At 54.5% G+C, this 25,128-nt stretch carries 25 protein-coding genes and 1 pseudogene; 18 read left to right on the plus strand and 8 right to left on the minus strand.

Going from position 1 to position 25,128, the window contains the following annotated elements; translation table 11 throughout:
• Positions 1–113: 113 nt before the first annotated feature.
• From BV494_RS17985 to rsmD, 3 genes are read right to left on the minus strand one after another with little or no spacing between them, the layout of a single operon-like run.
• A complete protein-coding gene (locus tag BV494_RS17985) occupies positions 114–740 on the minus strand; it encodes a lysoplasmalogenase (RefSeq protein WP_104924073.1) in 627 nt (208 codons plus the stop codon).
• A gap of 35 nt (positions 741–775) precedes the next feature.
• Positions 776–1,054 (minus strand): DUF1145 family protein, encoded by a 279-nt coding sequence (locus tag BV494_RS17990; RefSeq protein WP_104924074.1) that lies wholly within the window; start codon positions 1,052–1,054, stop codon positions 776–778.
• A 1-nt stretch (position 1,055) separates the two neighbouring features.
• The gene (rsmD, locus tag BV494_RS17995; protein ID WP_104924075.1) at positions 1,056–1,667 is read right to left on the minus strand and encodes a 16S rRNA (guanine(966)-N(2))-methyltransferase; all 612 of its coding nucleotides are present in this window, start codon (positions 1,665–1,667) and stop codon (positions 1,056–1,058) included.
• A gap of 226 nt (positions 1,668–1,893) precedes the next feature.
• On the opposite strand from rsmD, the gene ftsY reads away from it, so the two are divergent.
• From ftsY to rpoH, 4 genes are all read left to right on the plus strand, one after another.
• On the plus strand, positions 1,894–3,303 hold the full coding sequence (gene ftsY, locus BV494_RS18000; protein WP_104924076.1) for a signal recognition particle-docking protein FtsY: 1,410 nt from the start codon (positions 1,894–1,896) through the stop codon (positions 3,301–3,303).
• 5 nt (positions 3,304–3,308) lie between these two features.
• A complete protein-coding gene (ftsE, locus tag BV494_RS18005; protein ID WP_104924077.1) occupies positions 3,309–3,971 on the plus strand; it encodes a cell division ATP-binding protein FtsE in 663 nt (220 codons plus the stop codon).
• Positions 3,971–4,951 carry a permease-like cell division protein FtsX gene (gene ftsX, locus BV494_RS18010; protein ID WP_104924078.1) on the plus strand — a complete coding sequence of 327 codons (981 nt, stop codon included), beginning with the start codon at positions 3,971–3,973 and terminating at the stop codon, positions 4,949–4,951. Before ftsE ends, ftsX begins: the two co-directional genes overlap by 1 nt.
• A 319-nt stretch (positions 4,952–5,270) precedes the next feature.
• Complete coding sequence (gene rpoH / locus BV494_RS18015) at positions 5,271–6,128, plus strand: RNA polymerase sigma factor RpoH (RefSeq protein ID WP_101079417.1); 858 nt, start codon at positions 5,271–5,273, stop codon at positions 6,126–6,128.
• 69 nt (positions 6,129–6,197) lie between these two features.
• Here rpoH and panM read toward each other — a convergent pair whose 3' ends face one another.
• Positions 6,198–6,578 (minus strand): aspartate 1-decarboxylase autocleavage activator PanM, encoded by a 381-nt coding sequence (gene panM, locus BV494_RS18020; protein ID WP_104924838.1) that lies wholly within the window; start codon positions 6,576–6,578, stop codon positions 6,198–6,200.
• 404 nt (positions 6,579–6,982) lie between these two features.
• On the opposite strand from panM, the gene BV494_RS18025 reads away from it, so the two are divergent.
• From BV494_RS18025 to ugpQ, 11 genes and pseudogenes are all read left to right on the plus strand, one after another.
• Entirely contained in the window at positions 6,983–8,095 is a 1,113-nt protein-coding gene (locus tag BV494_RS18025) for a branched-chain amino acid ABC transporter substrate-binding protein (RefSeq protein ID WP_104924079.1), read from the plus strand.
• Positions 8,096–8,258: 163 nt separating this feature from the next.
• The gene (livH, locus tag BV494_RS18030; RefSeq protein WP_104924080.1) at positions 8,259–9,185 is read left to right on the plus strand and encodes a high-affinity branched-chain amino acid ABC transporter permease LivH; all 927 of its coding nucleotides are present in this window, start codon (positions 8,259–8,261) and stop codon (positions 9,183–9,185) included.
• Positions 9,182–10,471, plus strand: a complete 1,290-nt coding sequence (locus BV494_RS18035; RefSeq protein WP_104924081.1) for a high-affinity branched-chain amino acid ABC transporter permease LivM — start codon at positions 9,182–9,184, stop codon at positions 10,469–10,471. Before livH ends, BV494_RS18035 begins: the two co-directional genes overlap by 4 nt.
• A complete protein-coding gene (gene livG / locus BV494_RS18040; protein WP_104924082.1) occupies positions 10,468–11,238 on the plus strand; it encodes a high-affinity branched-chain amino acid ABC transporter ATP-binding protein LivG in 771 nt (256 codons plus the stop codon). The genes BV494_RS18035 and livG overlap by 4 nt, the downstream gene beginning before the upstream one ends.
• A 27-nt stretch (positions 11,239–11,265) precedes the next feature.
• A pseudogene (livF, locus tag BV494_RS18045) lies at positions 11,266–11,966 on the plus strand (high-affinity branched-chain amino acid ABC transporter ATP-binding protein LivF).
• A gap of 131 nt (positions 11,967–12,097) precedes the next feature.
• Positions 12,098–13,285: an aminotransferase-like domain-containing protein gene (locus BV494_RS18050; RefSeq protein WP_104924083.1), complete on the plus strand. Its 1,188-nt coding sequence runs from the start codon at positions 12,098–12,100 to the stop codon at positions 13,283–13,285.
• A 222-nt stretch (positions 13,286–13,507) separates the two neighbouring features.
• On the plus strand, positions 13,508–14,821 hold the full coding sequence (gene ugpB / locus BV494_RS18055) for a sn-glycerol-3-phosphate ABC transporter substrate-binding protein UgpB (RefSeq protein WP_104924084.1): 1,314 nt from the start codon (positions 13,508–13,510) through the stop codon (positions 14,819–14,821).
• A gap of 170 nt (positions 14,822–14,991) precedes the next feature.
• Entirely contained in the window at positions 14,992–15,879 is an 888-nt protein-coding gene (gene ugpA / locus BV494_RS18060; protein WP_104924085.1) for a sn-glycerol-3-phosphate ABC transporter permease UgpA, read from the plus strand.
• Complete coding sequence (gene ugpE / locus BV494_RS18065; protein WP_104924086.1) at positions 15,876–16,721, plus strand: sn-glycerol-3-phosphate ABC transporter permease UgpE; 846 nt, start codon at positions 15,876–15,878, stop codon at positions 16,719–16,721. The genes ugpA and ugpE overlap by 4 nt, the downstream gene beginning before the upstream one ends.
• Before the next feature lie 6 nt (positions 16,722–16,727).
• Positions 16,728–17,801, plus strand: a complete 1,074-nt coding sequence (locus BV494_RS18070; protein WP_104924087.1) for a sn-glycerol-3-phosphate import ATP-binding protein UgpC — start codon at positions 16,728–16,730, stop codon at positions 17,799–17,801.
• Positions 17,802–17,803: 2 nt separating this feature from the next.
• A complete protein-coding gene (gene ugpQ / locus BV494_RS18075) occupies positions 17,804–18,544 on the plus strand; it encodes a glycerophosphodiester phosphodiesterase (protein ID WP_104924088.1) in 741 nt (246 codons plus the stop codon).
• 56 nt (positions 18,545–18,600) lie between these two features.
• Here the strand turns inward: ugpQ and BV494_RS18080 are convergent, their stop codons facing one another.
• A complete protein-coding gene (locus tag BV494_RS18080) occupies positions 18,601–18,918 on the minus strand; it encodes a DUF2756 domain-containing protein (RefSeq protein ID WP_226789985.1) in 318 nt (105 codons plus the stop codon).
• Between the two features lie 187 nt (positions 18,919–19,105).
• Here BV494_RS18080 and BV494_RS18085 point away from each other — a divergent pair, with 187 nt between their 5' ends.
• Positions 19,106–20,005: a carboxylate/amino acid/amine transporter gene (locus BV494_RS18085; protein WP_104924089.1), complete on the plus strand. Its 900-nt coding sequence runs from the start codon at positions 19,106–19,108 to the stop codon at positions 20,003–20,005.
• On the opposite strand, the gene metR is transcribed toward BV494_RS18085, so the two are convergent.
• A complete protein-coding gene (gene metR / locus BV494_RS18090) occupies positions 19,911–20,846 on the minus strand; it encodes an HTH-type transcriptional regulator MetR (protein WP_104924090.1) in 936 nt (311 codons plus the stop codon). The two genes, BV494_RS18085 and metR, sit on opposite strands and share 95 nt — an antisense overlap.
• A gap of 103 nt (positions 20,847–20,949) precedes the next feature.
• Here metR and metE point away from each other — a divergent pair, with 103 nt between their 5' ends.
• Together metE and BV494_RS18100 are read left to right on the plus strand one after the other, a co-directional pair.
• A complete protein-coding gene (gene metE, locus BV494_RS18095; protein WP_104924091.1) occupies positions 20,950–23,229 on the plus strand; it encodes a 5-methyltetrahydropteroyltriglutamate--homocysteine S-methyltransferase in 2,280 nt (759 codons plus the stop codon).
• Between the two features lie 214 nt (positions 23,230–23,443).
• Positions 23,444–24,049 (plus strand): response regulator transcription factor, encoded by a 606-nt coding sequence (locus BV494_RS18100; protein ID WP_192938027.1) that lies wholly within the window; start codon positions 23,444–23,446, stop codon positions 24,047–24,049.
• 134 nt (positions 24,050–24,183) lie between these two features.
• On the opposite strand, the gene BV494_RS18105 is transcribed toward BV494_RS18100, so the two are convergent.
• Positions 24,184–24,612 carry a hypothetical protein gene (locus tag BV494_RS18105; RefSeq protein WP_192938028.1) on the minus strand — a complete coding sequence of 143 codons (429 nt, stop codon included), beginning with the start codon at positions 24,610–24,612 and terminating at the stop codon, positions 24,184–24,186.
• Position 24,613: 1 nt separating this feature from the next.
• Positions 24,614–25,075: a hypothetical protein gene (locus BV494_RS18110; protein ID WP_104924093.1), complete on the minus strand. Its 462-nt coding sequence runs from the start codon at positions 25,073–25,075 to the stop codon at positions 24,614–24,616.
• Between the last annotated feature and the right edge of the window lie 53 nt (positions 25,076–25,128).

A 25,128-nucleotide genomic window follows, 5' to 3' on the forward strand; every position in this document is an offset into this window, starting at 1 on the left:
GCCTCCGGTTTAGAACCGAGTGAAATTGCACTCAGTGTAAACGTTGGAGTCAGCTCTAAGGTCAAGTGAAATTTAAAACGGCAGATCCGGAACAGATCTGCCGTAAGGAAGAATTACAAATACAGCGAGCGGACAATCAGGAAGTGCCCGCCGAAATAACACGCGGCAACCAGCGCGTCGGAGGCGCGGAAAGTGAAGCGATAGCGGCTGGTGAGCCAGAAAATATTTCCCAGCAACAGCAGCGCTGCGCCACAAAACAGGGAGAACGCCATATCCGTGCTGCGTGCGAAATACTGTTCACCCGCCAGCCAGACCATCAGCAGCGTCATCGCGATGTAAGTGGTCACTGCCCAGCAAAGTTCCGCCAGCCGTGTCCAGATCACCGCCAGCAATATCGCGCCGATAATCAGTAACGCCAGCGGCAAAGGCCAGAAGAACGTAATCGTCATCTGGCTGGCAAAGCTGAGCGTATACAGCAGATGCGAAAGGAAAAACGCCCCGATGGCGTACATAAACCGCTCTTCCGGCAGCAACAGCAGACCGTCGGCGACCAGCGTCGCGGCCAGACCGAGCAGGATCAGATAGCTGTAAACATTGAGCGTCGGTGCCTGCCAGGCGAGTAAAAGCAGCAGTAATAAGGTGACGGGTTTGAATACCCAGCGTTGCCAGCGCGGGCCGCGATAGCTGGCGTCAACGAACAACCAGCCTGAGAAAAATACTGCGAGGAATGGCCAACTCATTGTTTATCCTTATCTGCGTTAAGAACATCAGGACTTTACTTTTTGGTCGGCAGCGGAGGCTGTTTTTTCTGCCAGGCCAGCAATTCAAACACGCCGAACAGGAAAATACGGGTTTGCAGCCAGACACCAATAGTGTCCTTTTCCTTGCCCTGCGTGGCTTTCAGCAACATCACCTGCAAGCCGTGCATGAAGAACATGAACACAATCGCCACGTCTAAAAAGTATTTGATCGGTTTCGGGAAAGGGTGAATCAGGTTGAATGCCAGAAACGCCCAAATACACAACATCAACAACCGACCAATATTGATCAACATCTTACATCTCCTGTTCAGGTGAGCCGGTTTCAGGCGTCACATCGCGATGGTAGAGGCGATAAGCAACTTGTCCGGCGACTTTCTCACGGTGTAAACGCCAGCTGGCGGGGACATCCAGAGTGTCGTGTTCGGCTTCTGTTTCGACGTAAATCCAGGCTTCGTCTGCCAGCCAGTTATTTTGCTCCAGCAGATTTAGCGTGTCTTGCAGAATACCTTTACGGAAAGGGGGATCGAGGAAAACCACATCAAAGGCATTCCCGGCTTTTGCCAGCCAGTTCAATGTATTGACGTTAAAGACTTGCGCATCTTTGGCGTTTAGCAGCGCCAGGTTTTTCTCTAACTGCTGCGCAACCGGGCGCTCAAACTCCAGCAAGGTGGCGCTGGCGGCGTAGCGTGATAACGCTTCCAGACCGAGAGCGCCGCTGCCTGCAAAACAGTCCAGACAATGTGCGCCCTGCAAAACCGGCGCGAGCCAGTTAAACAGCGTTTCGCGCACGCGATCGGTGGTCGGGCGCAGTCCCGGACTGTGTGGAACCGGAAGTTTGCGTCCGCGCCAGAGTCCGCCAATAATTCGGATCTGGCCTGCGGCTGGAGTGTTGGGTTTCTTTGCCATAGTTCGCTTGTGTAATCCGAAGCCGTCGGGCTTCGTTGCCTATCGTTTGGAGGGCTATTCTACCGGTGTGCGGGCAATGGGCAAATGTTTAACATGGGCGATTGAAAAACCAGCGGAATTCAATACGCGGGCGTGTTGCCGGAAGGGGAAAGTGATAGACTGCCCGACCAGAACCCTATTAATAATCCGTTCGCCAATCATTAGCGGCGAGGAGTGAAGTTGTAAAATGGCAAAAGATAAAAAACGCGGTTTCTTCTCCTGGTTTGGCCGTGGCCGTCAGGAAGAAGAGCAGCAGAAAGAAGAAACGCGCGCAGAGCCGACGGTTGCTGAAGAACCTCGCGAACAGGCAGCGGCTGAACTGGCCGAAGAAATTGTTCACATCACCGAACAGGTGGCTGCACAGCCAGTGGCTGAAGAATCTGCCGTTGCAGAAGCCATAATCCAAAAACCGGCCATTGAAGAACCCGTTGCCGAAGTACCGGTGGTGGTTGAAGAACAGATTGTTGAAGATGAATTCGTTGAGTCCGCCGCTGAGATTGCAGAAGACGTCCGCGAAGATTCTCTCGACACCATCGATGACAGCCTGGTTGCAGAAGATGACGTTGCTGAAGAAGAAACTGTCGAAGAAGAGCCTGTTGAAGACGCGCCGCTGCCCGTTGCGCTCGATCCTATCGTTGTGCTGCCTGCCGGTGAAACTGAACAGGAACGCCCGACCAAAGAAGGTTTCTTTGCCCGCCTGAAACGCAGTCTGGTTAAAACCAAGCAGAATCTCGGCTCCGGTTTTGTCGGCCTGTTCCGTGGTAAAAAAATCGATGACGATCTGTTTGAAGAGCTGGAAGAACAGCTGCTGATCGCCGACGTTGGTGTTGAAACCACGCGTAAAATCATCACTTCGCTGACCGAGCACGCTTCCCGCAAGCAGCTGAAAGACGCCGATGCGCTCTACGGCAAGCTGAAGGAAGAAATGTCCGAAATTCTGTCGAAAGTGGACGAGCCGCTGGATGTCAGCGGAAAAACCCCGTATGTCATTCTGATGGTTGGCGTGAACGGCGTCGGTAAAACGACCACCATCGGCAAGATGGCGCGTCAGTTTGAAGCACAGGGCAAATCTGTAATGCTGGCGGCAGGAGATACTTTCCGTGCGGCAGCCGTTGAGCAGTTGCAGGTCTGGGGGCAGCGCAACAAGATCCCGGTCATCGCTCAGCATACCGGTGCCGATTCCGCTTCCGTGATTTTCGATGCGATTCAGGCGGCGAAGGCTCGTAATATCGACGTGCTGATCGCCGATACCGCCGGGCGTTTGCAGAATAAAACGCACCTGATGGAAGAGCTGAAGAAAATCGTCCGCGTGATGAAGAAACTCGACGAAGACGCACCGCATGAGGTTATGCTGACGCTCGACGCCAGTACCGGCCAGAATGCCGTCAGCCAGGCAAAATTGTTTAACGAAGCGGTCGGGCTAACCGGCATTACGTTGACTAAACTGGACGGCACCGCCAAAGGCGGCGTGATATTCGCCATCGCCGATCAGTTCAGTATCCCGATCCGTTATATCGGCGTCGGCGAAGGTATCGAAGATTTAAGGCCGTTTAAGGCAGACGATTTTATTGAGGCACTTTTTGCCCGAGAGGATTAATACGGATGATTCGCTTTGAACAGGTCAGTAAAGCTTATCTGGGCGGACGACAGGCGCTCCAGGGCGTCAATTTTCACATCCAGCAAGCGGAAATGGCATTTCTGACCGGACACTCTGGCGCGGGTAAAAGTACCCTGCTGAAGTTGATTTGCGGCATTGAGCGTCCGAGCGCCGGGCAGATTTTGTTTGGCGGCCACGACATCAGCCGCCTGAAATCCAGCGAAGTGCCGTTTTTGCGCCGTCAGATTGGCATGATTTTTCAGGATCACCATCTGCTGATGGATCGCACAGTTTATGACAACGTGGCAATGCCGCTGATTATCTCCGGTGCCAGTACGGAAGATATTCGCCGCCGTGTTTCGGCGGCGCTGGATAAAGTCGGGTTGCTGGATAAAGCCAAAAACTTGCCGATCCAGTTGTCCGGTGGTGAACAACAGCGCGTGGGCATTGCCCGCGCCGTCGTGAACAAGCCTGCGGTGCTGCTGGCGGATGAACCGACCGGTAACCTCGACGGCGAATTGTCGGAAGGCATTTTGCGTTTATTCGAAGAATTTAACCGGGTTGGCGTCACCGTTCTGATGGCAACGCATGACGTGGGCCTGATTGCCCGCCGTAATTATCGCACGCTGACGCTGAGTCAGGGACGCATGTCGGGAGGGGTTTACTGATGGCAAACAGCCCAAACCCGACTAAAACCGCAAAAAGCGCCCGCGCTGCGAAAAGTAAAGCGTTGCAGGGTGGCTGGCGCGAACAGTGGCGTTACGCGTGGATGAACGCGCTGGCAGACATGCTCCGCCAGCCGCTGGCAACCTTGCTGACGGTCATGGTGATCGCGATTTCCCTGACGCTGCCAAGCGTCTGTTATCTGGTGTGGAAAAACGTCAGTACGGCGGCCGAACAGTGGTATCCAACGCCGCAGCTGACGGTATATCTCGACAAAGCACTCGATGACGACGCGGCTGAAAATGTGGTGAAAACCCTCAAGACCGAAGCGGGCGTGGATAAAGTAAATTATCTCTCGCGTCAGGAAGCGATGGGTGAATTCCGCAACTGGTCAGGCTTTGGTGGCGCAATGGATATGCTCGAACAGAATCCGCTACCTGCCGTGGCTATCATTACGCCGAAAATGAATTTCCAGGACTCCGCCACGCTGAACACCCTGCGCGATCGCGTGGCGGCAGTTCACGGTGTGGATGAAGTGCGTATGGATGACAGCTGGTTTGCCCGTCTTGCGGCGCTGACCGGTCTGGTGGGGCAAATTGCCGCGATGATTGGCGTGCTGATGGTGATCGCCGTCTTCCTGGTGATTGGTAACAGTGTGCGACTGAGCATCTTCAGTCGCCGCGATACTATTAACGTCATGAAGCTGATTGGCGCGACCGACGGCTTCATCTTGCGGCCATTCCTCAACGGCGGCGCGATGCTCGGTTTCGCCGGCGCACTGATGTCGCTGATCCTGTCGGAAGTGCTGGTGCTGCGCCTTGAGAGCGTAGTGACGCAAGTCGCGCAAGTCTTCGGCACCACGTTTGACCTGCACGGTTTGGGCTGGGATGAAGCGCTGCTGCTGCTCATTGTTTCTGCGATGATTGGCTGGATCGCCGCGTGGCTGGCGACCGTTCAACATTTACGGCGATTTACACCACAGTAGCGATAGTTTGCTATAATGTCCCCCTGCTGCTCAGTGATTGTGTCTCAGGGGGAAGCTGTTTTCGGCCTTTCCGCCACATCATTTCCCTGCTTTCTCCGCAATGGCACAAATTCACTATCCAATAGTCAGTCTGTCACATACAGTCTTCAGACTCTTGAATCCGGCCGCGAACTTTATGTAAAATTCGGGGTCGAAGAGCAGCGGATATTAAGGGCTCGGCGTTGCTTCTGTGGTCGCCAGATGGCACACAGCGTAGCGGTATCATCCCGCAGCAACGTGGTATAAAACCTGCACAACGTCATACATGAGAGGCTTTTGAATGACTAACGAAATGCGCACTTTAGCATTAGTACCCCAAGGTAGCCTGGAAGCCTATGTTCGGGCAGCCAATACTTATCCTATGCTTACCGCAGAGGAAGAACGGGCACTGGCTGAGCGGCTGCATTACGACGGTGACCTGGACGCAGCGAAAGAGCTGATCCTGTCTCACCTGCGCTTTGTTGCTCATATTGCCCGTAACTATTCAGGCTACGGTTTGCCACAGGCAGACCTTATCCAGGAAGGTAACATCGGCCTGATGAAAGCGGTTCGCCGTTTTAATCCGGAAGTCGGTGTACGTCTGGTGTCCTTTGCGGTGCATTGGATCAAAGCAGAAATTCACGAATACGTGCTGCGTAACTGGCGCATCGTGAAAGTCGCGACGACGAAAGCACAGCGTAAGCTGTTCTTTAACCTGCGTAAAAACAAACAGCGTCTGGGCTGGTTCAGCCACGACGAAGTCGAGCACGTTGCCCGCGAACTGGGTGTGACCAGCAAAGATGTGCTGGAAATGGAATCACGCATGGCCGCACAGGACATGACGTTTGACCCGACACCGGACGACGAACCACGCGACGGCGCGGCGATGGCACCGATGCTGTATCTGCAAGATAAAAGCTCTGACTTTGCAGAAACCATTGAAGAAGATAACTGGGATCAAGATGCAACCGACAAGCTTTCCTATGCAATGGAAGGTCTGGACGAACGCAGCCAGGATATCATCCGTGCCCGCTGGTTAGATGACGACAACAAATCGACGCTGCAGGAACTGGCCGATAAATACGGTGTTTCAGCAGAACGTGTTCGTCAGCTTGAAAAGAACGCGATGAAGAAACTGCGTCTGGCGATTGAAGCCTGATACGACAGCTTTCTGATACGAAAAAGCGACCTTCGGGTCGCTTTTTTTATGCCTGAAATCCAGCGCGGATTACGGCTTTTTCCAGATATTCCCTGTCAGGGAAAAACCGCAGGCTTGCATAAAGGCGGCAGTTACAGCTTCGCCATCGGACAGCATTTCCCAGCTTCTGACCTGCGGCAGTTGCGCCTGCAAATCTTCCATCAGATACAGCCCGACGCCGCGACGGCGCGTCACTTCCCGAACCCGCAAATCCCTAAGCTCGCCGTGGTCGCCGTTCAGCCGGACTTTTACCGCGCCAAGAATACGCTCGTTGAACACGGCGGCGAACAGCGCCTGGTGTTCACTCAGGCTGCCTTGCCAGTCACTTTCCGTTTGCTCAGGCCAGACTTTTGCAAGATCGATGAGATCCTGTGTGCTGAGCGAAGTGAGTTTTTGGATGGTTAATTTCATGATGTGGACGGTCAGAAAAAAGAGGCGTTTAGTGTAGCGGATCCCTCTGAAAATCGGGCGTAACTTTTTTTGTACAGTAACAGCGCGAAAACTTTTTTGGAGATCCCTGTATAAGCGATAAATGTTGGCTTTAATCAATAATGCCAGTGTGAATCACTGATTGTTTGAAAATTATCCGACTTTATGCCCAGATAAAATTCTGTTTACACCTCATATTTCTGACTGTGCCATTTGATTTGCAGAAGAAAATTCCTGTTTAATGATATGAATTATAAAGTCTTATTCGAAAATAAGGCGAAATAAGCCGGTAACTCATTATTACTTATACTAAATTTCTTAAGTGATGATGTTTTGAACAGGCAGGCAAAGAGCAAACCACAACACACATCAAACGGGGTAATCGGATGAAAGTAACAAAGGGCAAGATCTGGCTGGCAGGGTGTATTGCATTAGCAATGAGTCAGGCGGCATTCGCAAAAGATATCAAAGTCGCCATCGTTGGTGCTATGTCAGGTCCGGTCGCCCAGTACGGTGATATGGAGTTTACAGGCGCAAAACAAGCGATCGCAGACATCAACGCCAAAGGCGGCGTGAAGGGCGACAAACTGGTTGGCGTCGAATACGACGATGCGTGTGATCCGAAACAAGCGGTCGCCGTTGCCAACAAAGTGATCAACGACGGTATCCGTTACGTGATTGGCCACCTGTGTTCATCCTCAACCCAGCCTGCTTCTGACATCTACGAAGACGAAGGCGTTCTGATGATCACGCCTGCGGCGACCAACGCAGACCTGACCACCCGCGGTTACAAAATGGTGATGCGTACCACCGGCCTGGATTCCGATCAGGGTCCGACCGCCGCAAATTACATCCTCAACACCATCAAACCAAAACGTATTGCCGTTGTGCATGACAAACAACAATACGGCGAAGGCCTGGCCCGATCTGTTCAGGCCGCACTGAAAAAAGGCGGCGGCAACGTCGTACTGTTTGAAGGTATCACCGCAGGCGACAAAGATTTCTCTACGCTGGTTGCACGTCTGAAGAAAGACAACGTGGACTTCGTCTATTTCGGCGGTTACTACCCGGAAATGGGCCAGATCCTGCGTCAGTCCAAACAGGCCGGTCTGAATGCGAAATTCATGGGTCCGGAAGGCGTGGGCAACTCCTCGCTGTCTAACATTGCCGGTGATGCGTCAGAAGGCATGTTCGTGACTCTGCCAAAACGTTATGACCAGGTTCCGGCTAACCAGCCAATCGTTGATTCCCTGAAAGCGAAGAAACTGGATCCAACCGGTCCGTTCGTCTGGACCACCTACGCCGCATTGCAGGCGCTGACGACCGGTATGGAACGCAGCGGCAGTATGGAACCGGCAGACATTGCTAAAAACCTGAAATCAGCTTCCGTGGACACCGTAATGGGCCCGCTGAGCTGGGATGAGAAGGGCGACCTGAAAGGATTCGAATTCGGTATTTTCGAGTGGCATAAAGACGGTACGTCTACCCCTATCAAATAAAAACCGCAACAAAGTGGTCCTCCGCTCCCTCCCCTGCGAAGGGGAGGGTTGGGGTGGGGTATTAATGGCAACTCAATAGTTTGCACAACCCCCTCCCGGCCTCCCCCTTCGCAGGGGGATGAGTAGCACAAGTCATCAAACCCTTGATTAATAAGGATAGGGTATGTCAGAGCAGTTCCTCTATTTCATTCAGCAGATGTTCAACGGTGTGACGTTGGGCAGCACTTATGCGCTGATCGCCATTGGTTACACCATGGTTTACGGCATTATCGGCATGATCAACTTCGCCCATGGCGAGGTGTATATGATCGGCAGTTATGTCTCTTTTATCGTGATTGCCGCCCTGATGATGATGGGTATCGATGCCAGCTGGTTGCTGATCGGTGCCGGATTTATCGCGGCGATTGTGATTTCCAGTGCCTACGGCTGGAGTATTGAGCGCGTGGCATATAAGCCGGTGCGTAACTCCAAACGTCTGATTGCACTGATTTCTGCCATCGGGATGTCCATTTTTCTTCAAAACTACGTCAGCCTCACGCAAGGCTCACGCGATATGGCGTTACCAAGTCTCGTCACCGGCCAGTGGAAACTCGGCGAAGCGAACGGCTTTGCGGCGACCATCAGTACCATGCAACTGATTATCTGGGTTGTGACCTTTATCGCGATGCTGGCGCTCACGCTGTTCATCCGTTATTCCCGCATGGGGCGCGCGTGCCGTGCCTGCGCCGAAGATCTCAAAATGGCCAGCCTGCTAGGGATCAGCACTGACCGCGTGATCTCCCTGACTTTCGTGATTGGCGCATTAATGGCGGCGGTGGCGGGCGTTCTGCTGGGGCAATTCTATGGCGTGATTAACCCGTACATCGGCTTTATGGCCGGGATGAAAGCCTTTACCGCGGCGGTTCTGGGCGGCATCGGCAGCATTCCGGGCGCGATGATCGGCGGCCTGATTCTGGGCGTGGCCGAAGCGCTGACGTCGGCGTATCTGAGCACGGAATACAAAGATGTGGTGTCCTTCGCGCTGCTGATTGTGGTCTTGCTGGTACTGCCAACCGGTATTCTGGGACGTCCGGAGGTGGAAAAAGTATGAAGCGCCTGAATCTCTTAAATGCGCTGGTTTCCGCTTTCGTTCTGCTGGTGCTGGCGGCGTTCATTATGGGGCTGCAACTGAGCCTCGATGGCACCAAACTGGTGGTGAACGGCGCGGGCGAAGTTCGCTGGATGTGGATTGCGATTGGCTGCGCGATTGTTTTCGTGTTTCAGCTGTTCCGTCCGCTGGTGAGCAGCGGCCTGAAAAAAGTCTCCGGGCCGGGCTGGGTGTTGCCCAGTTTTGATGGCTCGACGCCGAAACAAAAACTGCTGGCGCTGGTGCTGATTATTGCCGCCATCGCATGGCCGTTTATCGTTTCACGCGGCACGGTGGATATCGCCACGCTGACGCTCATCTACATCATGCTGGGTCTTGGCCTGAACGTGGTGGTTGGTTTGTCCGGCTTGCTGGTGCTGGGTTACGGCGGTTTTTACGCCATCGGCGCTTACACTTATGCGCTGCTCAACCACTATTACGGCATCGGTTTCTGGGAGGCCTTGCCGATTGCCGGGCTGGTTTCTGCGGCGTTTGGTTTCCTGCTCGGGTTTCCGGTTCTGCGGTTGCGGGGCGACTATCTGGCGATTGTGACCCTCGGCTTTGGCGAAATCGTCCGTATTTTGTTGCTCAACAATACCGAACTGACCGGCGGGCCAAACGGCATCAGCCAGATCCCCAAACCGACGCTGTTCGGGCTGGAATTCAGCCGGACGCCGCGCGACGGCGGCTGGGACACCTTCAGTAACTTCTTCCATGTGACCTACGACCCGAGCGACAGGATTATTTTCCTCTACATGGTGGCGCTGCTGCTGGTGCTGGTGACGCTCTTCATCATCAACCGCCTGCTGCGTATGCCGCTGGGTCGCGCGTGGGAAGCGTTGCGCGAAGACGAAATTGCCTGCCGTTCGCTGGGGCTGAACCCGACCCGCATCAAACTGACCGCGTTCACCATCAGCGCCGCGTTTGCCGGTTTTGCCGGTACGCTGTTCGCCGCGCGTCAGGGCTTTGTCAGCCCGGAATCCTTCACCTTTGCGGAATCCGCTTTCGTGCTGGCCATCGTGGTGCTCGGGGGAATGGGCTCGCAGTTTGCGGTTATTCTGGCGGCCATTTTGCTGGTGGTTTCCCGCGAACTGATGCGTGACCTCAACGAGTACAGCATGTTGCTGCTCGGTGCCTTAATGGTACTGATGATGATCTGGCGTCCGCAGGGCTTGCTGCCAATGAAACGTCCGCAACTGAAAATGAAATTGTCGAAGAAAGAAATCGCCGATCAGGGGGAACAGGCATGAGCACGCAACCTCTGTTAGCCGTTGAAGGTTTGATGATGCGTTTTGGCGGCCTGCTGGCGGTCAACAACGTGGCGCTGAACCTCAATCAGGGCGAAATTGTTTCCCTTATCGGCCCGAACGGTGCCGGTAAAACCACGGTATTTAACTGCCTGACCGGTTTCTACAAACCGAGCGGCGGCACCATCAAGCTGCGCGATCAGCATCTTGAAGGCCTGCCGGGGCAGAAAATTGCCCGCATGGGCGTGGTGCGTACCTTCCAGCACGTCCGCCTGTTCCGCGAAATGACGGTGATTGAAAACCTGCTGGTCGCGCAACATCAGCATCTGAAAAGTGGCGTTCTGGCCGGTCTGTTCAAAACGCCGGGATTCCGTCGCGCAGAAGCCGAAGCGCTGGATCGCGCCGCCGACTGGCTCGAACGTGTGGGTTTACTCGAACTGGCGAACCGTCAGGCCGGTAATCTGGCGTACGGCCAGCAACGCCGTCTGGAAATCGTCCGCTGTATGGTGACGCGTCCTGAAATCCTGATGCTCGATGAACCCGCTGCCGGTCTGAACCCGCGCGAAACCGAAGAGCTGAACCAGCTGATTGCCGAACTGCGCAACCAGCACAGCGTATCTGTCCTGCTGATTGAGCACGACATGAAACTGGTGATGGGCATTTCCGACCGTATCTACGTGGTGAATCAGGGTACGCCGCTGGCGCAGGGCACACCGGCTGAAATTCGTAATAATCCTGACGTGATCCGCGCCTATTTAGGCGAAGGTTAATGGGCGAAGGGTAAGGGACAGAACAAGATGTTGTCATTTAATCAGGTATCCGCCCATTACGGCAAAATCCAGGCGCTGCATGAAGTCAGCCTGAGCATTAACAAAGGGGAAATCGTCACGCTGATCGGCGCGAACGGCGCGGGGAAAACCACGCTGCTCGGCAGTTTATGTGGCGAACCACGTGCGTCGCACGGCGCGATTATTTTCGAAGGCCAGGACATCACTCAGTGGCAGACCGCCAAAATCATGCGCGGCGATATCGCGATTGTGCCGGAAGGCCGTCGCGTATTTTCGCGGATGACGGTGGAAGAGAATCTGGCGATGGGGGATTCTTTGCAACGCGCGATCAGTATCAGGTACGTCTGGAACGCGTGTATACGCTGTTCCCGCGTCTGAAGGAGCGCCGTCTGCAACGCTCGGGCACCATGTCCGGCGGCGAACAACAGATGCTGGCGATTGGCCGTGCGCTGATGAGCCAGCCGCGTTTGCTGCTGCTCGACGAGCCGTCGCTCGGTCTGGCGCCGATCATCATCCAGCAGATTTTTGACACTATCCAGCAACTGCGCGAAGAGGGGATGACCATCTTCCTGGTCGAGCAAAACGCCAATCAGGCGCTGAAACTCGCCGATCGCGGTTATGTGCTGGAGAACGGTCATGTGGTGCTGGAAGACACCGGCGCGGCATTACTGGCGAACGAAGCGGTGCGTGCGGCCTATCTCGGCGCATAAATCCGCTTTGGATTTCGAAAATCTGTGATAAATCTATAAAACCGCACGGCTGGCGCTTTGCGGTTTTTGTTTTGCCTATAAATTAACATCTCTCACATTCTAATAACGTTGCATCTCTTCAGGAACATTTCATGAACACAGAAGGTTTACTCGCCGCCCGTATGGTCAGGCTTAAAAGTTCAGCCATCCGGGAACTGCTGAAACACAGCAAAATGGAAGGCGTTATTTCACTGGCGGGTGGTATTCCTTCTTCGGCGCTGTTTGATTTTGATGGCCTGCGTGAAGCCACGCAGTTGGCGATCACCGAACAGCCGGAGCACGCATTTCAGTATGGCCTGACCGAAGGCAGTTATACGCTGCGTGAGCGTATAACTGAGCTTTGTCAGGAACGCGGCGTGGTGGCAAATCCCGATGATATCGTGGTGACCGCCGGTTCCCAGCAGGCGCTGGATCTGGTGATGCGCGCGGTAGTGAATCCGGAGGATATTTTTGTGGTGGAGCGCCCGACCTATCTGGCCGCACTGCAAACGCTGGAACTGGCTGAGGCCAACATCCTTTCTGTCGGCACTGACGGCGACGGCATGATTGTCGATGAGCTGGCCGAGCTGCTGAAAACCCGCAAAATCAAAGGCGTGTATCTGGTGCCGACGTTTGGTAACCCGAGCGGCGTGACCCTGAGCCGTGCGCGTCGTGAACAGCTGGTTCAGCTGGCGTCCAAACATGAATTCCTGATTGTGGAAGATGATCCGTACGGCGAACTGCGTTTCACCGACGAGCGTCAGCCAACGCTGTTTGAGCTGTCGAAAGCGCTGTTTGGCCATGCCGACAACATCATCTACACCTCCACGTTTTCCAAAATTCTGGCACCGGGTCTGCGTCTGGGCTGGGTCATCATGCCTGACTGGCTGCTGCACAAAGTTGCCATCATCAAGCAGGCGGCCGATTTGCACGCCAGCGCGCTGTCACAGTCGATTGCTGAATGTTATCTCGGTCTGGGCCGTCTGCCTGCGCAAATCGAAACGATTCGTGCCGCGTACAAAAAGAAATGTCAGATTCTGGCGGAGTTGCTGGAACGTGAACTGGGCGACGTGCTGACGTTTGAATATCCGAAAGGCGGCATGTTCCTGTGGGCGCGTTTCCGCGAGCCGCGCAACTGCGCCGAGTGGATGAAAAAGACGCTGGAGCAGGGCGTGGTGTTTGTGCCGGGCGAGTTCTTCTATGCCGATAACCCGGATCACTCGACCTTCCGCCTGTCGTTCGCCACCGCGACCGAAGAGCAGATGCACGAGGCCGTTGCCCGCCTGAAACGCGCGCTGTAAAACCCCCTGTTTACCCATCTTTATAAGGCGCATCGCTTACCCGATGCGCCTTCTTTTTTGCCATATGTTCGTCACCTGCACTTCATGCTGCTGTAACGTTAATGTCATTTAACTGTTATTTATCTGTAATTTAGCCGTGTCATGTTACCTCCGCATAAAAACGTTTCTCAATACCCCATTTATCTCTGCCCCTTTTACACCAGCAGAATTCAGGAGACAGGCATGTTCATCAATCTCAAAAAAACGGTCATCGGCACCGCGCTGACGCTGGCTTTTAGCGCCAACGCTTTTGCTGTAACAGAAATTCCTTTCTGGCATTCCATGGACGGCGAATTAGGCAAAGAAGTGAACTCGCTGGCCGACCGTTTTAACCAGACGCACCCTGATGTCAAAATCGTGCCTGTCTACAAAGGTAAATACGACGAAAGCCTGGCGGCCGGTATTGCGGCATACCGCACCGGTAATGCGCCCGCCATCCTGCAGGTTTACGAAGTGGGCACCGCGACCATGATGGCGAGCAAAGCCATCAAACCGGTCTACGAAGTGTTCAGCGATGCCGGCATTAAAGAAGACGTTTCCCAGTTTGTGCCGACCGTCTCCGGCTACTACTCCGATTCCAAAGGCCGCCTGTTATCGCAGCCTTTCAACAGCTCCACGCCGGTGCTGTATTACAACAAAGACGCCTTTAAGAAAGCCGGTCTGAACCCGGATCAGCCGCCAAAAACCTGGCAGGACATGGCGGTTTACACCGAGAAACTGCGCGAAGCGGGCATGAAATGTGGCTACGCCAGCGGCTGGCAGGGTTGGATTCAGATTGAAAACTTCAGCGCCTGGCACAGCCTGCCGATCGCGACCAAAAATAACGGTTTCGATGGCGCTGATGCGGTTCTGGAATTCAACAAACCCGAGCAAATCAAACATATCCAGATGCTCGAAGACATGAACAAAAAAGGTGATTTCACCTATTTTGGTCGTAAAGACGAATCCACCGCCAAGTTCTATAACGGTGATTGCGCGATGACCACCGCGTCTTCCGGTTCTCTGGCTGATATCCGTCAGTATTCCAAATTCAACTACGGCGTAGGCATGATGCCTTACGACGCAGACGTCAAAGGCGCACCACAGAACGCCATCATCGGCGGTGCAAGCCTGTGGGTGATGAACGGTAAAGACAAAGACACCTACAAAGGCGTTGCCGAATTCCTGCAATTCCTGACCACACCGGAAATCGCCGCTGAATGGCACCAGAAAACCGGTTATCTGCCGGTGACCACTGCCGCGTATGAGCTGACCAAAAAAGAAGGCTTCTACGAGAAGAACCCGGGTTCTGACGTTGCCACCCGCCAGATGCTGAACAAACCGCCATTACCGTTCACCAAAGGTCTGCGTCTGGGCAACATGCCACAGATTCGTACCATCGTGGACGAGGAACTGGAAAGCGTCTGGAGCGGCAAGAAAACGGCGAAAGAAGCGTTAGATACAGCGGTACAGCGCGGGAATTTATTACTGCGTCGCTTCGAAGCCTCTACCAAGTAATTTTCTTGCTCCTCCCCCTGCGAAGGGGGAGGCCGGGAGGGGGTTTAGCAAACGACTGAGTTGTCATTAATACCCCACCCCAACCCTCCCCTTCGCAGGGGAGGGAGCAAAACAGCCTCCCGCTTCGCAGGGGAGGAGCAAAACCCCACCGTATCAACGAGTAAACCATTATGAGTTCACACCGTCCCGGTTTTGGTTGCAGCTGGCTGCCTTACGCACTGGTATTGCCGCAGCTGCTGATCACCGCGATATTCTTCCTGTGGCCTGCGGGGCAGGCGCTGTGGTATTCGGTGCAGACGCTGGATCCGTTCGGGCTTTCCAGCACTTTTGCGGGCATGACGAACTTCACGCAGCTGTTTCAGGATCCGTACTATCTCGACTCCTTCTACACCACGCTGAAATTCAGCTTTATGGTGGCCTTTTTCGGGCTGGTGCTGTCGCTGTTTTTCGCCGCGCTGGTCGATCACGTTATTCGCGGTAGCCGGATTTATCAGACGCTGATGATCCTGCCGTACGCCGTTGCGCCCGCTGTGGCCGCCGTATTGTGGATGTTCCTCTTCAGCCCCGGCCTTGGCCTGATTTCGCATTTCCTCGGTTCTATCGGCTACAACTGGAACCACGCGCAAAACAGCGGTCAGGCGATGTTCCTGGTCGTGCTCGCGTCGGTCTGGAAGCAAATCAGCTACAACTTCCTGTTCTTTCTGGCGGCGTTGCAGTCGATCCCGAAATCGCTGGTGGAAGCGGCGGCTATCGACGGCGCGGGCCCTGTGCGACGTTTCTTCAATCTGGTGTTACCGCTGATTTCGCCGGTCAGTTTCTTCCTGCTGGTGGTAAATCTGGTCTACGCCTTTTTTGATACGTTCCCGGTAATTGACGCCGCGACGGGCGGTGGCCCGGTTCAGGCAACCACAACCCTGATTTACAAAGTCTACCGCGAAGGTTTCTCCGGTCTGGACTTATCCAGTTCCGCTGCGCAGTCCGTCATTCTGATGATGCTGGTGATCGGCCTGACGTTCATTCAGTTCCGCTTTGTCGAGCGTAAGGTGCGTTACCAATGATTGAAAACCGCAGAGGGCTGGATATTTTCAGCCACCTCATGTTGCTGCTCGGCGTGCTGGTGATTTTGTTCCCGCTGTACGTCGCGTTTGTGGCGGCGTCGCTGGATAACAAACAGATTTTCGACGTGCCAATGACGCTGATCCCCGGCGGTCATTTGTGGGAAAACATCAGCACCATCTGGACGCAGGGCGCGGGTAACAACAGCCCGGCATTTGGCCGCCTGCTGATCAACAGTTTTATTATGGCGATGGTGATTACCGTCGGGAAAATATCGGTCTCAATGCTCTCAGCTTACGCGATTGTCTATTTCCGTTTCCCGCTGCGTAACCTGTTCTTTTGGCTGATTTTCATGACGCTGATGCTGCCGGTGGAAGTGCGTATTTTCCCGACCGTTCAGGTGATCGCCAATCTGCATATGCTCGACAGCTACACCGGCCTGACGTTACCGCTGATGGCGTCGGCAACGGCGACGTTCCTGTTCCGCCAGTTCTTTATGACCCTGCCGGATGAGCTGCTCGAAGCGGCACGTATCGACGGCGCGGGCGCGATGCGCTTCTTCTGGGACATCGTGCTGCCGCTGTCTAAAACCAATCTGGCCGCACTGTTCGTCATCACCTTTATCTATGGCTGGAACCAGTATCTGTGGCCGATTCTGATCACCAGTGATGCCTCGATGGGCACGGCGGTGGCGGGGATTAAAAGCATGATCTCCTCAGGCGACGGCTCGACCCAATGGAATCAGGTGATGGCAGCCATGATCCTAACCTTATTGCCACCGCTGGCGGTGGTGCTCCTGATGCAGCGCTGGTTTGTGCGCGGTCTGGTAGACAGTGAGAAGTAAACCGAAATGGCAAATTTGAAATTACAGGCAGTGACCAAGTCTTACGACGGCAAAAACCAGATTATCCAGAGCATTGATCTGGACGTGGCCGACGGTGAATTCATCGTCATGGTCGGGCCATCCGGTTGCGGGAAATCCACGCTCCTGCGTATGGTGGCCGGGCTGGAGCGCACGACGTCCGGTGATATTTACATTAACGACCAGCGCGTCACCGATCTGGAGCCGAAAGATCGCGGCATTGCGATGGTGTTCCAGAACTACGCGCTGTATCCGCACATGAGCGTGTTCGACAATATGGCATACGGCCTGAAAATCCGCGGTTTCGGCAAGGCCCAGATCCAGGCGCGCGTGGAAGAAGCGGCGCGAATTCTCGAACTCGGCCCGCTGCTGAAACGTAAACCGCGCGAGCTTTCCGGCGGTCAGCGTCAGCGCGTCGCGATGGGGCGCGCCATTGTGCGTGAACCGGCGGTTTTCCTGTTCGACGAACCGCTCTCAAACCTTGATGCCAAACTGCGCGTCCAGATGCGCCTCGAATTGCAGGATTTGCATCGCCGCCTGCGCACCACCAGTTTGTATGTCACGCACGATCAGGTTGAGGCGATGACGCTGGCAGAACGCGTCATTGTGATGAACAAAGGTATCGCCGAGCAGATTGGCACGCCGTCGGAAGTTTATCGCCGTCCGGCCAGCCTGTTTGTCGCCAGTTTTATCGGCTCTCCGGCCATGAATTTACTGCCCGGCCAGCTGACCACTGACGGCACGTCGCTGGTGATGGAAGGCGGTTTTGAGCTTCCGCTGCCGGTTCCGCGCCCGGAATGGGGCGGCCGCGAACTGACGGTCGGCATTCGCCCTGAACATATTCAGATGACGGACGACACGCAAAACGGCATTCCGATGGTGCTCAATACGCTGGAATTGCTGGGCGCAGATAATCTGGCGCACGGCAAACTGGCGGGCAGCGGCGTTGTGGTGCGTTTATCGCATGAAGTATTTCCTGCCACCGGTTCGCTGTTACGCTTGGTTTTCCCGACGAAAGCGTTACACTTTTTCGATACCAACAGCGGATTACGGATGGAATGAACATGAAAGCCTGGCCTTATCCTCGCATTGTGGCGCACCGCGGTGGCGGTGCTCTGGCACCGGAAAACACGCTGGCGGCTATCGACGTGGGCGCGAAATACGGTCACACGATGATCGAATTTGACGCCAAACTGGCGCAGGATGGCGAAATTTTCTTACTGCACGATGACACGCTGAACCGCACCAGTAATGGCTGGGGCGTGGCGGGCGAATTGCCGTGGGAAAAACTCGAACGGCTCGACGCCGGTGACTGGTTCGGCGCAGAGTTCAAAGGAGAAAAACTCCCGCTGCTGTCGCAGGTCGCCGAACGTTGTGCGCGCCACAACATGATGGTGAATATCGAAATCAAACCGACGACCGGGCTGAATGAAAAAACCGGAACCGACGTCGCGCTGGCCGCCCGTGAACTGTGGAAAAACCAGGCCGTGCCGCCGCTGCTTTCTTCCTTTGAATTCGATGCGCTGGTCGCCGCCAAAAAAGCTGCTCCTGAGCTTCCGCGCGGTCTGCTGATCGACACATGGCACGAAAACTGGAAAGCGCTGACCGACGAACTGGAATGCGCGTCGCTGCATCTCAATCACAAACTGCTCAATGAAGAACGCGTGAAAGCGATCAAAGCCGCCGGGCTGCATATTCTGGTGTATACCGTGAATAACCCGGACCGCGCCCGCGAGTTACTGCGCTGGGGCGTGGATTGCATCTGTACGGATAAGATTGATGTGATCGGGCCGGATTTTGAGTAAATCGCGGCGATAACATGCGGAAACAGGCGTGGAAAATGCCACGCCTGATGAAATCATTAAGGCGTCTGATTTAACTTCTGATTCAGCGTCTGGTTATTCTGCTGGATCTGCAACCGTTGCTGGTTGCTCTGAATTTGTGATCTCAGCTTAAGTTGCTGCTGTTGCTGGCTGCTGCGCAGATCCTGTTCCTGCTGACGCTTTTGCATCTGCTGATTAACCTGCTGCTGTTGCTGCATCCGTTGTTGTGACGGATTGGTCAGCAGCGGATCGTTCGGATTAGGCACTTTCTCGACCGCGCTGGCCGTATGAACGGCGAACAACAACGGCAGGGCGGCGATGATTCCATGCATGAATTTCATTTGGTTATTCTCCATTTCCAGTCATCCCTTAAGTGTATGCCATCACACCTCAGGGTGTGAGATTTCACGGCACGAATCCCTCAAAGCGTGGGGATGCTCTCGTTTGCTCTATAATTGACCATATGTAAACCACCTTCACGCGCCGCGGTTATCCGCATTCCGTTACAATCGTGCATCTCTTACATTTTAGGGCTCAACTGCCGTGCCTTTACTTATTATCACCACTATTTTGTGGGCCTTTTCGTTCAGCCTGATCGGGGTTTATCTGGCCGGACAGGTCGACAGCGTCTTCGCCGTGCTGGTCCGTTTAGGGCTGGCGGCGCTGGTCTTCCTGCCGTTCCTGCGCTGGAAAGGCCATCAGCTCACCACCATTTTGCTGTATATGGCGGTCGGCGCGATGCAGCTTGGCATCATGTATCTCATCAGCTTTGAAGCGTATCTGTACCTGTCGGTGCCGGAATTCCTGCTGTTTACGGTGATGACGCCGCTGTACGTGACGCTGATTTATGACCTGATCAGCGGGCGCAAAATCCGTATCGGCTACGCGCTGAGCGCGCTGCTGGCGGTGGCCGGTGCGGCGATTATCCGTTACGACCACATCAGCGAACATTTCATCATTGGCCTGCTGCTGGTGCAGGCGGCGAACATCTGTTTTGCCATCGGTCAGGTGGGATACAAACGACTGATGGAAACCCGTCCGGTGCCGCAACATACGGCGTTTTCGTGGTTTTATATCGGTGCGCTGATGTGTGCCGTCGTGGCCTGGTTCTTGTGGGGGAATCCGCAAAAACTGCCGACCACGGATCTGCAATGGGGCATTCTGGTGTGGCTGGGGATTGGCGCGTCGGGGCTGGGGTATTTCATGTGGAACTACGGGGCTACGCAGGTGGACGCCGGAACGCTGGGGATTATGAACAACTTTCACGTCCCGGCCGGGCTGCTGGTCAATCTGGCGATCTGGCAGCAGCAGCCTCACTGGCCGAGTTTTATCCTCGGTGCGGCGGTGATTATGTCCTCACTGTGGGTACACCGGCGTTGGGTCGTGCCGCGTCGCGAACAAACGGCAGATGATCGCACGCGTGCTGCCGCGCCGAACGAATAAACGCTTCGGTGACGGGCTGACGCTGTTCGCCGTCGCGCACGGCGGCGAACAGACGGCTCCATAAACCTTCGCCCAGGGTCTTAGTCACGACGAGGCCCTGGCGCTCAAAACTCTCCACCACCCAGTGCGGTAACGCCGCAATCCCCATTCTCGCCGACACCATCTGAATCAGTAACAACGTGTTATCGACGCTTTTCAGCGACGGGCTGACGCCTGCCGGTTGCAGAAAATGCCGCCAGATATCCAGACGCTGACGCTGAACCGGATAAATCATCAGGGTTTCTGTACTTAAATCTTCCGGCGTAATCACGGTTTTCGCCGCCAGCGGATGATCCGGTGCCAGCACCAGACGGACTTCATAATCGAACATCGGGGAATAGTGCAAACCGCTGCGCGGCAGAATATCGGAGGTCAGCACGATATCCAGCTCACCCTGTTGCAGTGCGGGTTGCGGGTCAAACGTCACGCCGGATTTGAAATCCATCACCACCTGCGGCCAGCTCTGGTGGAAGTTATCCAGCGCGGGCGTCAGCCACTGAATACAGCTGTGGCATTCAATCGCGATGCGCAGTGAAGTCTGGTGCGGCTCATTGCACGCCTGCAACGCCTGCTGGATTTGCGGCAGCACCTGTTCTGCCAGATTCAGCATGATTTCGCCCTGTGGCGTAAACCGCAGCGGCTGACTCTTCCGCACGAACAACCTGAAACCCAGCCGCTGCTCAAGGTCGCTGAACTGATGCGACAGGGCCGATTGTGTCTGATGAAGCTGCGAGGCGGCGGCGGCCAGTGACCCGGTGTTGCGCAGTGCTTGCAACGTTCGCAGGTGTTTCAGTTCGATCATGAGAGTCCTTCACTGTGACATGAATAATTTGCGCTTGTGGAAGATACAGTACCTGCGGATTATGGATGTGTAAACATCTGGATGGCTAAATGGGAATTTAAAGATGACGATACTGAATCACACTCTGGGTTTTCCACGCGTTGGTCTGCGTCGTGAGCTGAAAAAAGCACAAGAAAGCTACTGGGCGGGCAACGCCACTCAGGAAGCACTGCTGGCAACCGGCCGTGAACTGCGCGCCCGTCACTGGAAACAACAAACTGAAGCAGGCGTGGATCAGGTGCCGGTGGGCGATTTCGCCTGGTACGATCACGTACTGACCACCAGCCTCTTGCTGGGAAACGTGCCTGCACGTCACCAGAATGCTGACGGTTCTGTGGATCTCGATACCTTATTCCGTCTTGGCCGTGGCCGCGCACCGACCGGTAAACCGGCTGCTGCTGCGGAAATGACCAAATGGTTCAACACCAACTATCACTACATGGTGCCGGAGTTTGTGAAAGGCCAGAAATTCAAACTGACCTGGACACAGCTGCTGGAAGAAGTGGACGAAGCGCTGGCGCTCGGCCACAAAGTGAAACCTGTCCTGCTCGGGCCGCTGACTTACCTGTGGCTCGGCAAAGTGAAAGGCGAGCAATTTGACCGTCTTTCCCTGCTTAACGACATTCTGCCTGTTTACCAGCAGGTGCTGGCTGAACTGGCCAAACGCAACATCGAATGGGTGCAGATTGATGAACCTGCACTGGTTCTGGAATTGCCACCGGAATGGCTGGAGGCGTACAAACCGGCTTACACCGCGCTGCAACAAAGTAAAATCAAACTGCTGCTGACGACTTATTTCGACAGCGTCGGCCATAACCTCGACACTATCCGCCAGTTGCCGGTTCAGGGACTGCACATTGATGCGGTTGCCGGTCGCGATGACCTGCAAACCGTGATCAACGCGCTGCCAAAAGACTGGCTGATTTCTCTGGGCGTGATCAATGGCCGTAACGTCTGGCGTGCAGATCTGAGCACCTGGTTTGACCGTCTGAAGCCGCTGGTAGAAGGCCGCAATATCTGGATCGGCAGCTCATGTTCGCTTCTGCACAGCCCGATCGACTTAAGCGTCGAAAGCCGCCTGGATGAAGAAGTGAAAAGCTGGTTCGCCTTTGCCCTGCAAAAATGCGCCGAGCTGTCACTGCTGACCTCGGCACTGAACAACCCGACCGCAGAAGCACAGCAAAAACTGGCGGAATACAGCGCGCCAATCCGCGCCCGCCGCGAATCTGCGCGTGTACATAACGCAGCCGTCGGAAAACGTGTTGCGGCGATTACGGCGGCGGACATTGAACGTCCAAACGTTTACACGACGCGTGCCGTTGCGCAGCGTGCCCGCTTCAATCTGCCTGCATGGCCAACGACCACAATCGGTTCGTTCCCGCAAACCACCGAAATCCGTGGCCTGCGCCTGGACTTCAAACAGGGCCGTCTGGACAACAACAAATATCGTACCGGCATCAGCGAACACATCCGCCAGGCCATTAAAGAACAGGAACGTCTGGATATTGATGTGCTGGTTCACGGTGAAGCTGAACGTAACGACATGGTGGAATACTTCGGTGAACATCTGGACGGTTTTGTGTTCACGCAAAACGGCTGGGTACAAAGCTACGGTTCCCGCTGCGTCAAACCGCCGGTGATCATCGGCGACGTCAGCCGCCCGGAAGCGATCACCGTTGAGTGGGCGAAATACGCACAGTCGCTGACCGAAAAACCGGTGAAAGGCATGCTGACCGGCCCGCTGACCATTCTTTGCTGGTCGTTCCCGCGTGAGGACGTCAGCCGTGAAACCATCGCGAAGCAGATCGGTCTGGCGCTGCGTGACGAAGTGGAAGATCTGGAAAAAGCCGGTATCGGCATCATCCAGATTGATGAACCGGCACTGCGCGAAGGCCTGCCGCTGCGCCGCTCAGAATGGAAGGCGTACCTGCGCTGGGCAGTCGATGCCTTCAAACTGAACGCCGCGATTGCCAGCGATGACACGCAGATCCACACCCACATGTGTTACTGCGAATTCAACGACATCATGGATTCCATTGCCGCGCTGGATGCTGACGTGATCACCATCGAAACCTCCCGTTCCGATATGGATCTGCTGGAGTCATTCAAAGACTTCGAATACCCGAACGAAATCGGGCCGGGCGTTTACGACATTCACTCGCCGAACGTGCCCAGCGTGGAATGGATTGAAGATTTACTGCGCAAAGCGGCGGATCGTATCCCGGCAGAACGCCTGTGGGTCAACCCGGACTGTGGCCTGAAAACCCGCGGCTGGCCGGAAACCCGCGAATCGCTGGAAAACATGGTGAAAGCCGCCAAGCGTCTGCGCGCAGAAAAACGCTGATGATGTTGTGTTGTTGGTGAAACTTTTGGGGCACTCCGGTGCCTCTTTTTTATTTCCCGTCTGAAAAAAAGGATTATTTCCTTTGGCTGTTGGTCTGATGTCATAGGCTGAATGACGTCTCCCTTTATTAGTTATTGCGTCAATACTCGTTAAGCAGAGGAATTTTCCTCTGGTCCGACACACACGCAATTTCTACGTTATGGGAGTCATTATAATGAACATACTCATTGTTGATCCGTTGCCACTTTTTATACAGGGAATGACGGCTGGCCTCAAAAATACAATGCCGGACATCTGTGTCGATGGCGTAAATCAGTGCGAAGGTATTTGGGATATATTGGCGACAATACCTATTTCCGTCATGCTGATTGACGGCGAAATGGAGAATAGTTCGCAGCTTATCTTGCTTGATGATATTGCCGCCCGATATCCTAATATTCGTATCATCGTGATGTTAATGAGGGTGAGGAAAGACTCACTGCGGCGCTTCCTGGAACACCATGCCGTTGCGGTGGTATCGAAAGAGGCGTCAATGGACACGATTTTTCAGGTAATAAAAACGGCCTGCTGCGGGATGGTCTGTATTCCGCACAGCGAAAGCGTCTGGGATATGGACAGTGAGCAGGCGTTATTGACAAAATTAAGCGATCGTCAGCGGGAAGTGTTAAGGCTTATTGCCGCCGGTGAATCAAATAAACAAATAAGTCGCCTTCTTAATATCAGTGCCGGAACCGTGAAGTCACACCTTGAATCTATTTATCGTCGTCTGAATGTGAAAAACAGAACTCAGGCTGCGATGATAATGTCTGCAGATGAGTAATTTTTTTGAAAGAAATCGTTTCGATAAGTAAATAAAGCCCGCCATTGGACGTTTATTTTTCACCAGGGATTATTCATTTACAGTACCACTGAAAAAAACGTCAGACGTTACGGTTGCAACGTCTGATAAGTTAATCAGGATTTAATTTTGGTTGTTGTTCCCTTCCTGCCTGCTGGCGCTACAGCCGGATCCGGTGTCTTCCTCACTCGCGGTTTTTTTGGCTTATTGGCCTTCGCGGCCCTGTCCTTTTCCAAAGGTGTGCCCAGCTTTCGCTTATCACGCAGAACCAGCCAGAAATAGTGGGTGGCGACCATTGAGATCCCCATATCTTTCAATGCCCAGAACGGGATTTGATTGGCGTAAAGCTGCGTGCCGAAAAGCAGGTAGGGCAAATTCAGTGCGCCTTGTGCGGCGAAACCCAGCGCGGTGACAATCAGGCCAACGCGATACCATACCGACATCAGCAAAATGCGTTCGTTGAGCGCGCAGAAGAATATCATCACCGCTGTCACCATATCGAGGATGGTTAGCAGGAAAAAGCCCGGCCATTCTAAATGATTCATCCTATTGTCCTCGCGTTGGTTTGTTGGCTGCGGTTCTTTTGCGCGGTGATTTGGTAGCCGGAACCAGGGCCGCTGTGGAGCCTCTGGCACGAAGCCCGCGTGCGGCCCGTTTCAGTTCTCCGGCGACTTCCAGAATATCGCTGTCTTCCCGCCGGTTGAAAAAATTGGCCAGCCAGGCAATGACCCCGACGCTCACCACCCCCAGGCCATAGCCTAATCCCATGGCATTATCGGCCTGGTCAAAGTTCATCCCCAGCCAGCGTGATACCAGACCGCCGAGGGCAAACGTCGCCGCAACGCTGATACTGCAAATGATGAGTCCGGCGGAAAGCCGGCCATGCTGGTGCAGTTTTTTAGGTTGCCAGAAGAACGAAATACTCAGCCCGCCAAACAAGCCGGAAAAAGCGGCCAGAATCTGGCTGATGAGGAAACTTTGCGAGGATTCGAGCATGACGGCTGCCATAGCGAACTCCTTAGAAAGACAGTGCCACCGCAGTGGCACTGAAGAGTAATGAA

It is taken from the genome of Rahnella sikkimica, assembly GCF_002951615.1.
GTDB lineage: Bacteria > Pseudomonadota > Gammaproteobacteria > Enterobacterales > Enterobacteriaceae > Rahnella > Rahnella sikkimica.

Excerpts from the sequence above, each read along its gene's own strand:
- ftsE (WP_104924077.1), top strand. The coding sequence starts at position 3,309 with ATGATTCGCTTTGAACAGGTCAGTAAAGCTTATCTGGGCGGACGACAG.
- BV494_RS17990 (WP_104924074.1), bottom strand. The coding sequence starts at position 1,054 with ATGTTGATCAATATTGGTCGGTTGTTGATGTTGTGTATTTGGGCGTTT.
- ugpB (WP_104924084.1), top strand. The coding sequence starts at position 13,508 with ATGTTCATCAATCTCAAAAAAACGGTCATCGGCACCGCGCTGACGCTG.
- BV494_RS18110 (WP_104924093.1), bottom strand. The coding sequence starts at position 25,075 with ATGGCAGCCGTCATGCTCGAATCCTCGCAAAGTTTCCTCATCAGCCAG.
- BV494_RS18070 (WP_104924087.1), top strand. The coding sequence starts at position 16,728 with ATGGCAAATTTGAAATTACAGGCAGTGACCAAGTCTTACGACGGCAAA.
- ugpA (WP_104924085.1), top strand. The coding sequence starts at position 14,992 with ATGAGTTCACACCGTCCCGGTTTTGGTTGCAGCTGGCTGCCTTACGCA.
- ftsY (WP_104924076.1), top strand. The coding sequence starts at position 1,894 with ATGGCAAAAGATAAAAAACGCGGTTTCTTCTCCTGGTTTGGCCGTGGC.
- livH (WP_104924080.1), top strand. The coding sequence starts at position 8,259 with ATGTCAGAGCAGTTCCTCTATTTCATTCAGCAGATGTTCAACGGTGTG.
- BV494_RS18025 (WP_104924079.1), top strand. The coding sequence starts at position 6,983 with ATGAAAGTAACAAAGGGCAAGATCTGGCTGGCAGGGTGTATTGCATTA.
- ugpE (WP_104924086.1), top strand. The coding sequence starts at position 15,876 with ATGATTGAAAACCGCAGAGGGCTGGATATTTTCAGCCACCTCATGTTG.
- rpoH (WP_101079417.1), top strand. The coding sequence starts at position 5,271 with ATGACTAACGAAATGCGCACTTTAGCATTAGTACCCCAAGGTAGCCTG.
- livG (WP_104924082.1), top strand. The coding sequence starts at position 10,468 with ATGAGCACGCAACCTCTGTTAGCCGTTGAAGGTTTGATGATGCGTTTT.
- ugpQ (WP_104924088.1), top strand. The coding sequence starts at position 17,804 with ATGAAAGCCTGGCCTTATCCTCGCATTGTGGCGCACCGCGGTGGCGGT.
- BV494_RS18100 (WP_192938027.1), top strand. The coding sequence starts at position 23,444 with ATGAACATACTCATTGTTGATCCGTTGCCACTTTTTATACAGGGAATG.
- rsmD (WP_104924075.1), bottom strand. The coding sequence starts at position 1,667 with ATGGCAAAGAAACCCAACACTCCAGCCGCAGGCCAGATCCGAATTATT.
- ftsX (WP_104924078.1), top strand. The coding sequence starts at position 3,971 with ATGGCAAACAGCCCAAACCCGACTAAAACCGCAAAAAGCGCCCGCGCT.
- BV494_RS18050 (WP_104924083.1), top strand. The coding sequence starts at position 12,098 with ATGAACACAGAAGGTTTACTCGCCGCCCGTATGGTCAGGCTTAAAAGT.
- BV494_RS18035 (WP_104924081.1), top strand. The coding sequence starts at position 9,182 with ATGAAGCGCCTGAATCTCTTAAATGCGCTGGTTTCCGCTTTCGTTCTG.
- BV494_RS17985 (WP_104924073.1), bottom strand. The coding sequence starts at position 740 with ATGAGTTGGCCATTCCTCGCAGTATTTTTCTCAGGCTGGTTGTTCGTT.
- panM (WP_104924838.1), bottom strand. The coding sequence starts at position 6,578 with ATGAAATTAACCATCCAAAAACTCACTTCGCTCAGCACACAGGATCTC.
- metR (WP_104924090.1), bottom strand. The coding sequence starts at position 20,846 with ATGATCGAACTGAAACACCTGCGAACGTTGCAAGCACTGCGCAACACC.
- metE (WP_104924091.1), top strand. The coding sequence starts at position 20,950 with ATGACGATACTGAATCACACTCTGGGTTTTCCACGCGTTGGTCTGCGT.
- BV494_RS18105 (WP_192938028.1), bottom strand. The coding sequence starts at position 24,612 with ATGAATCATTTAGAATGGCCGGGCTTTTTCCTGCTAACCATCCTCGAT.
- BV494_RS18080 (WP_226789985.1), bottom strand. The coding sequence starts at position 18,918 with ATGGAGAATAACCAAATGAAATTCATGCATGGAATCATCGCCGCCCTG.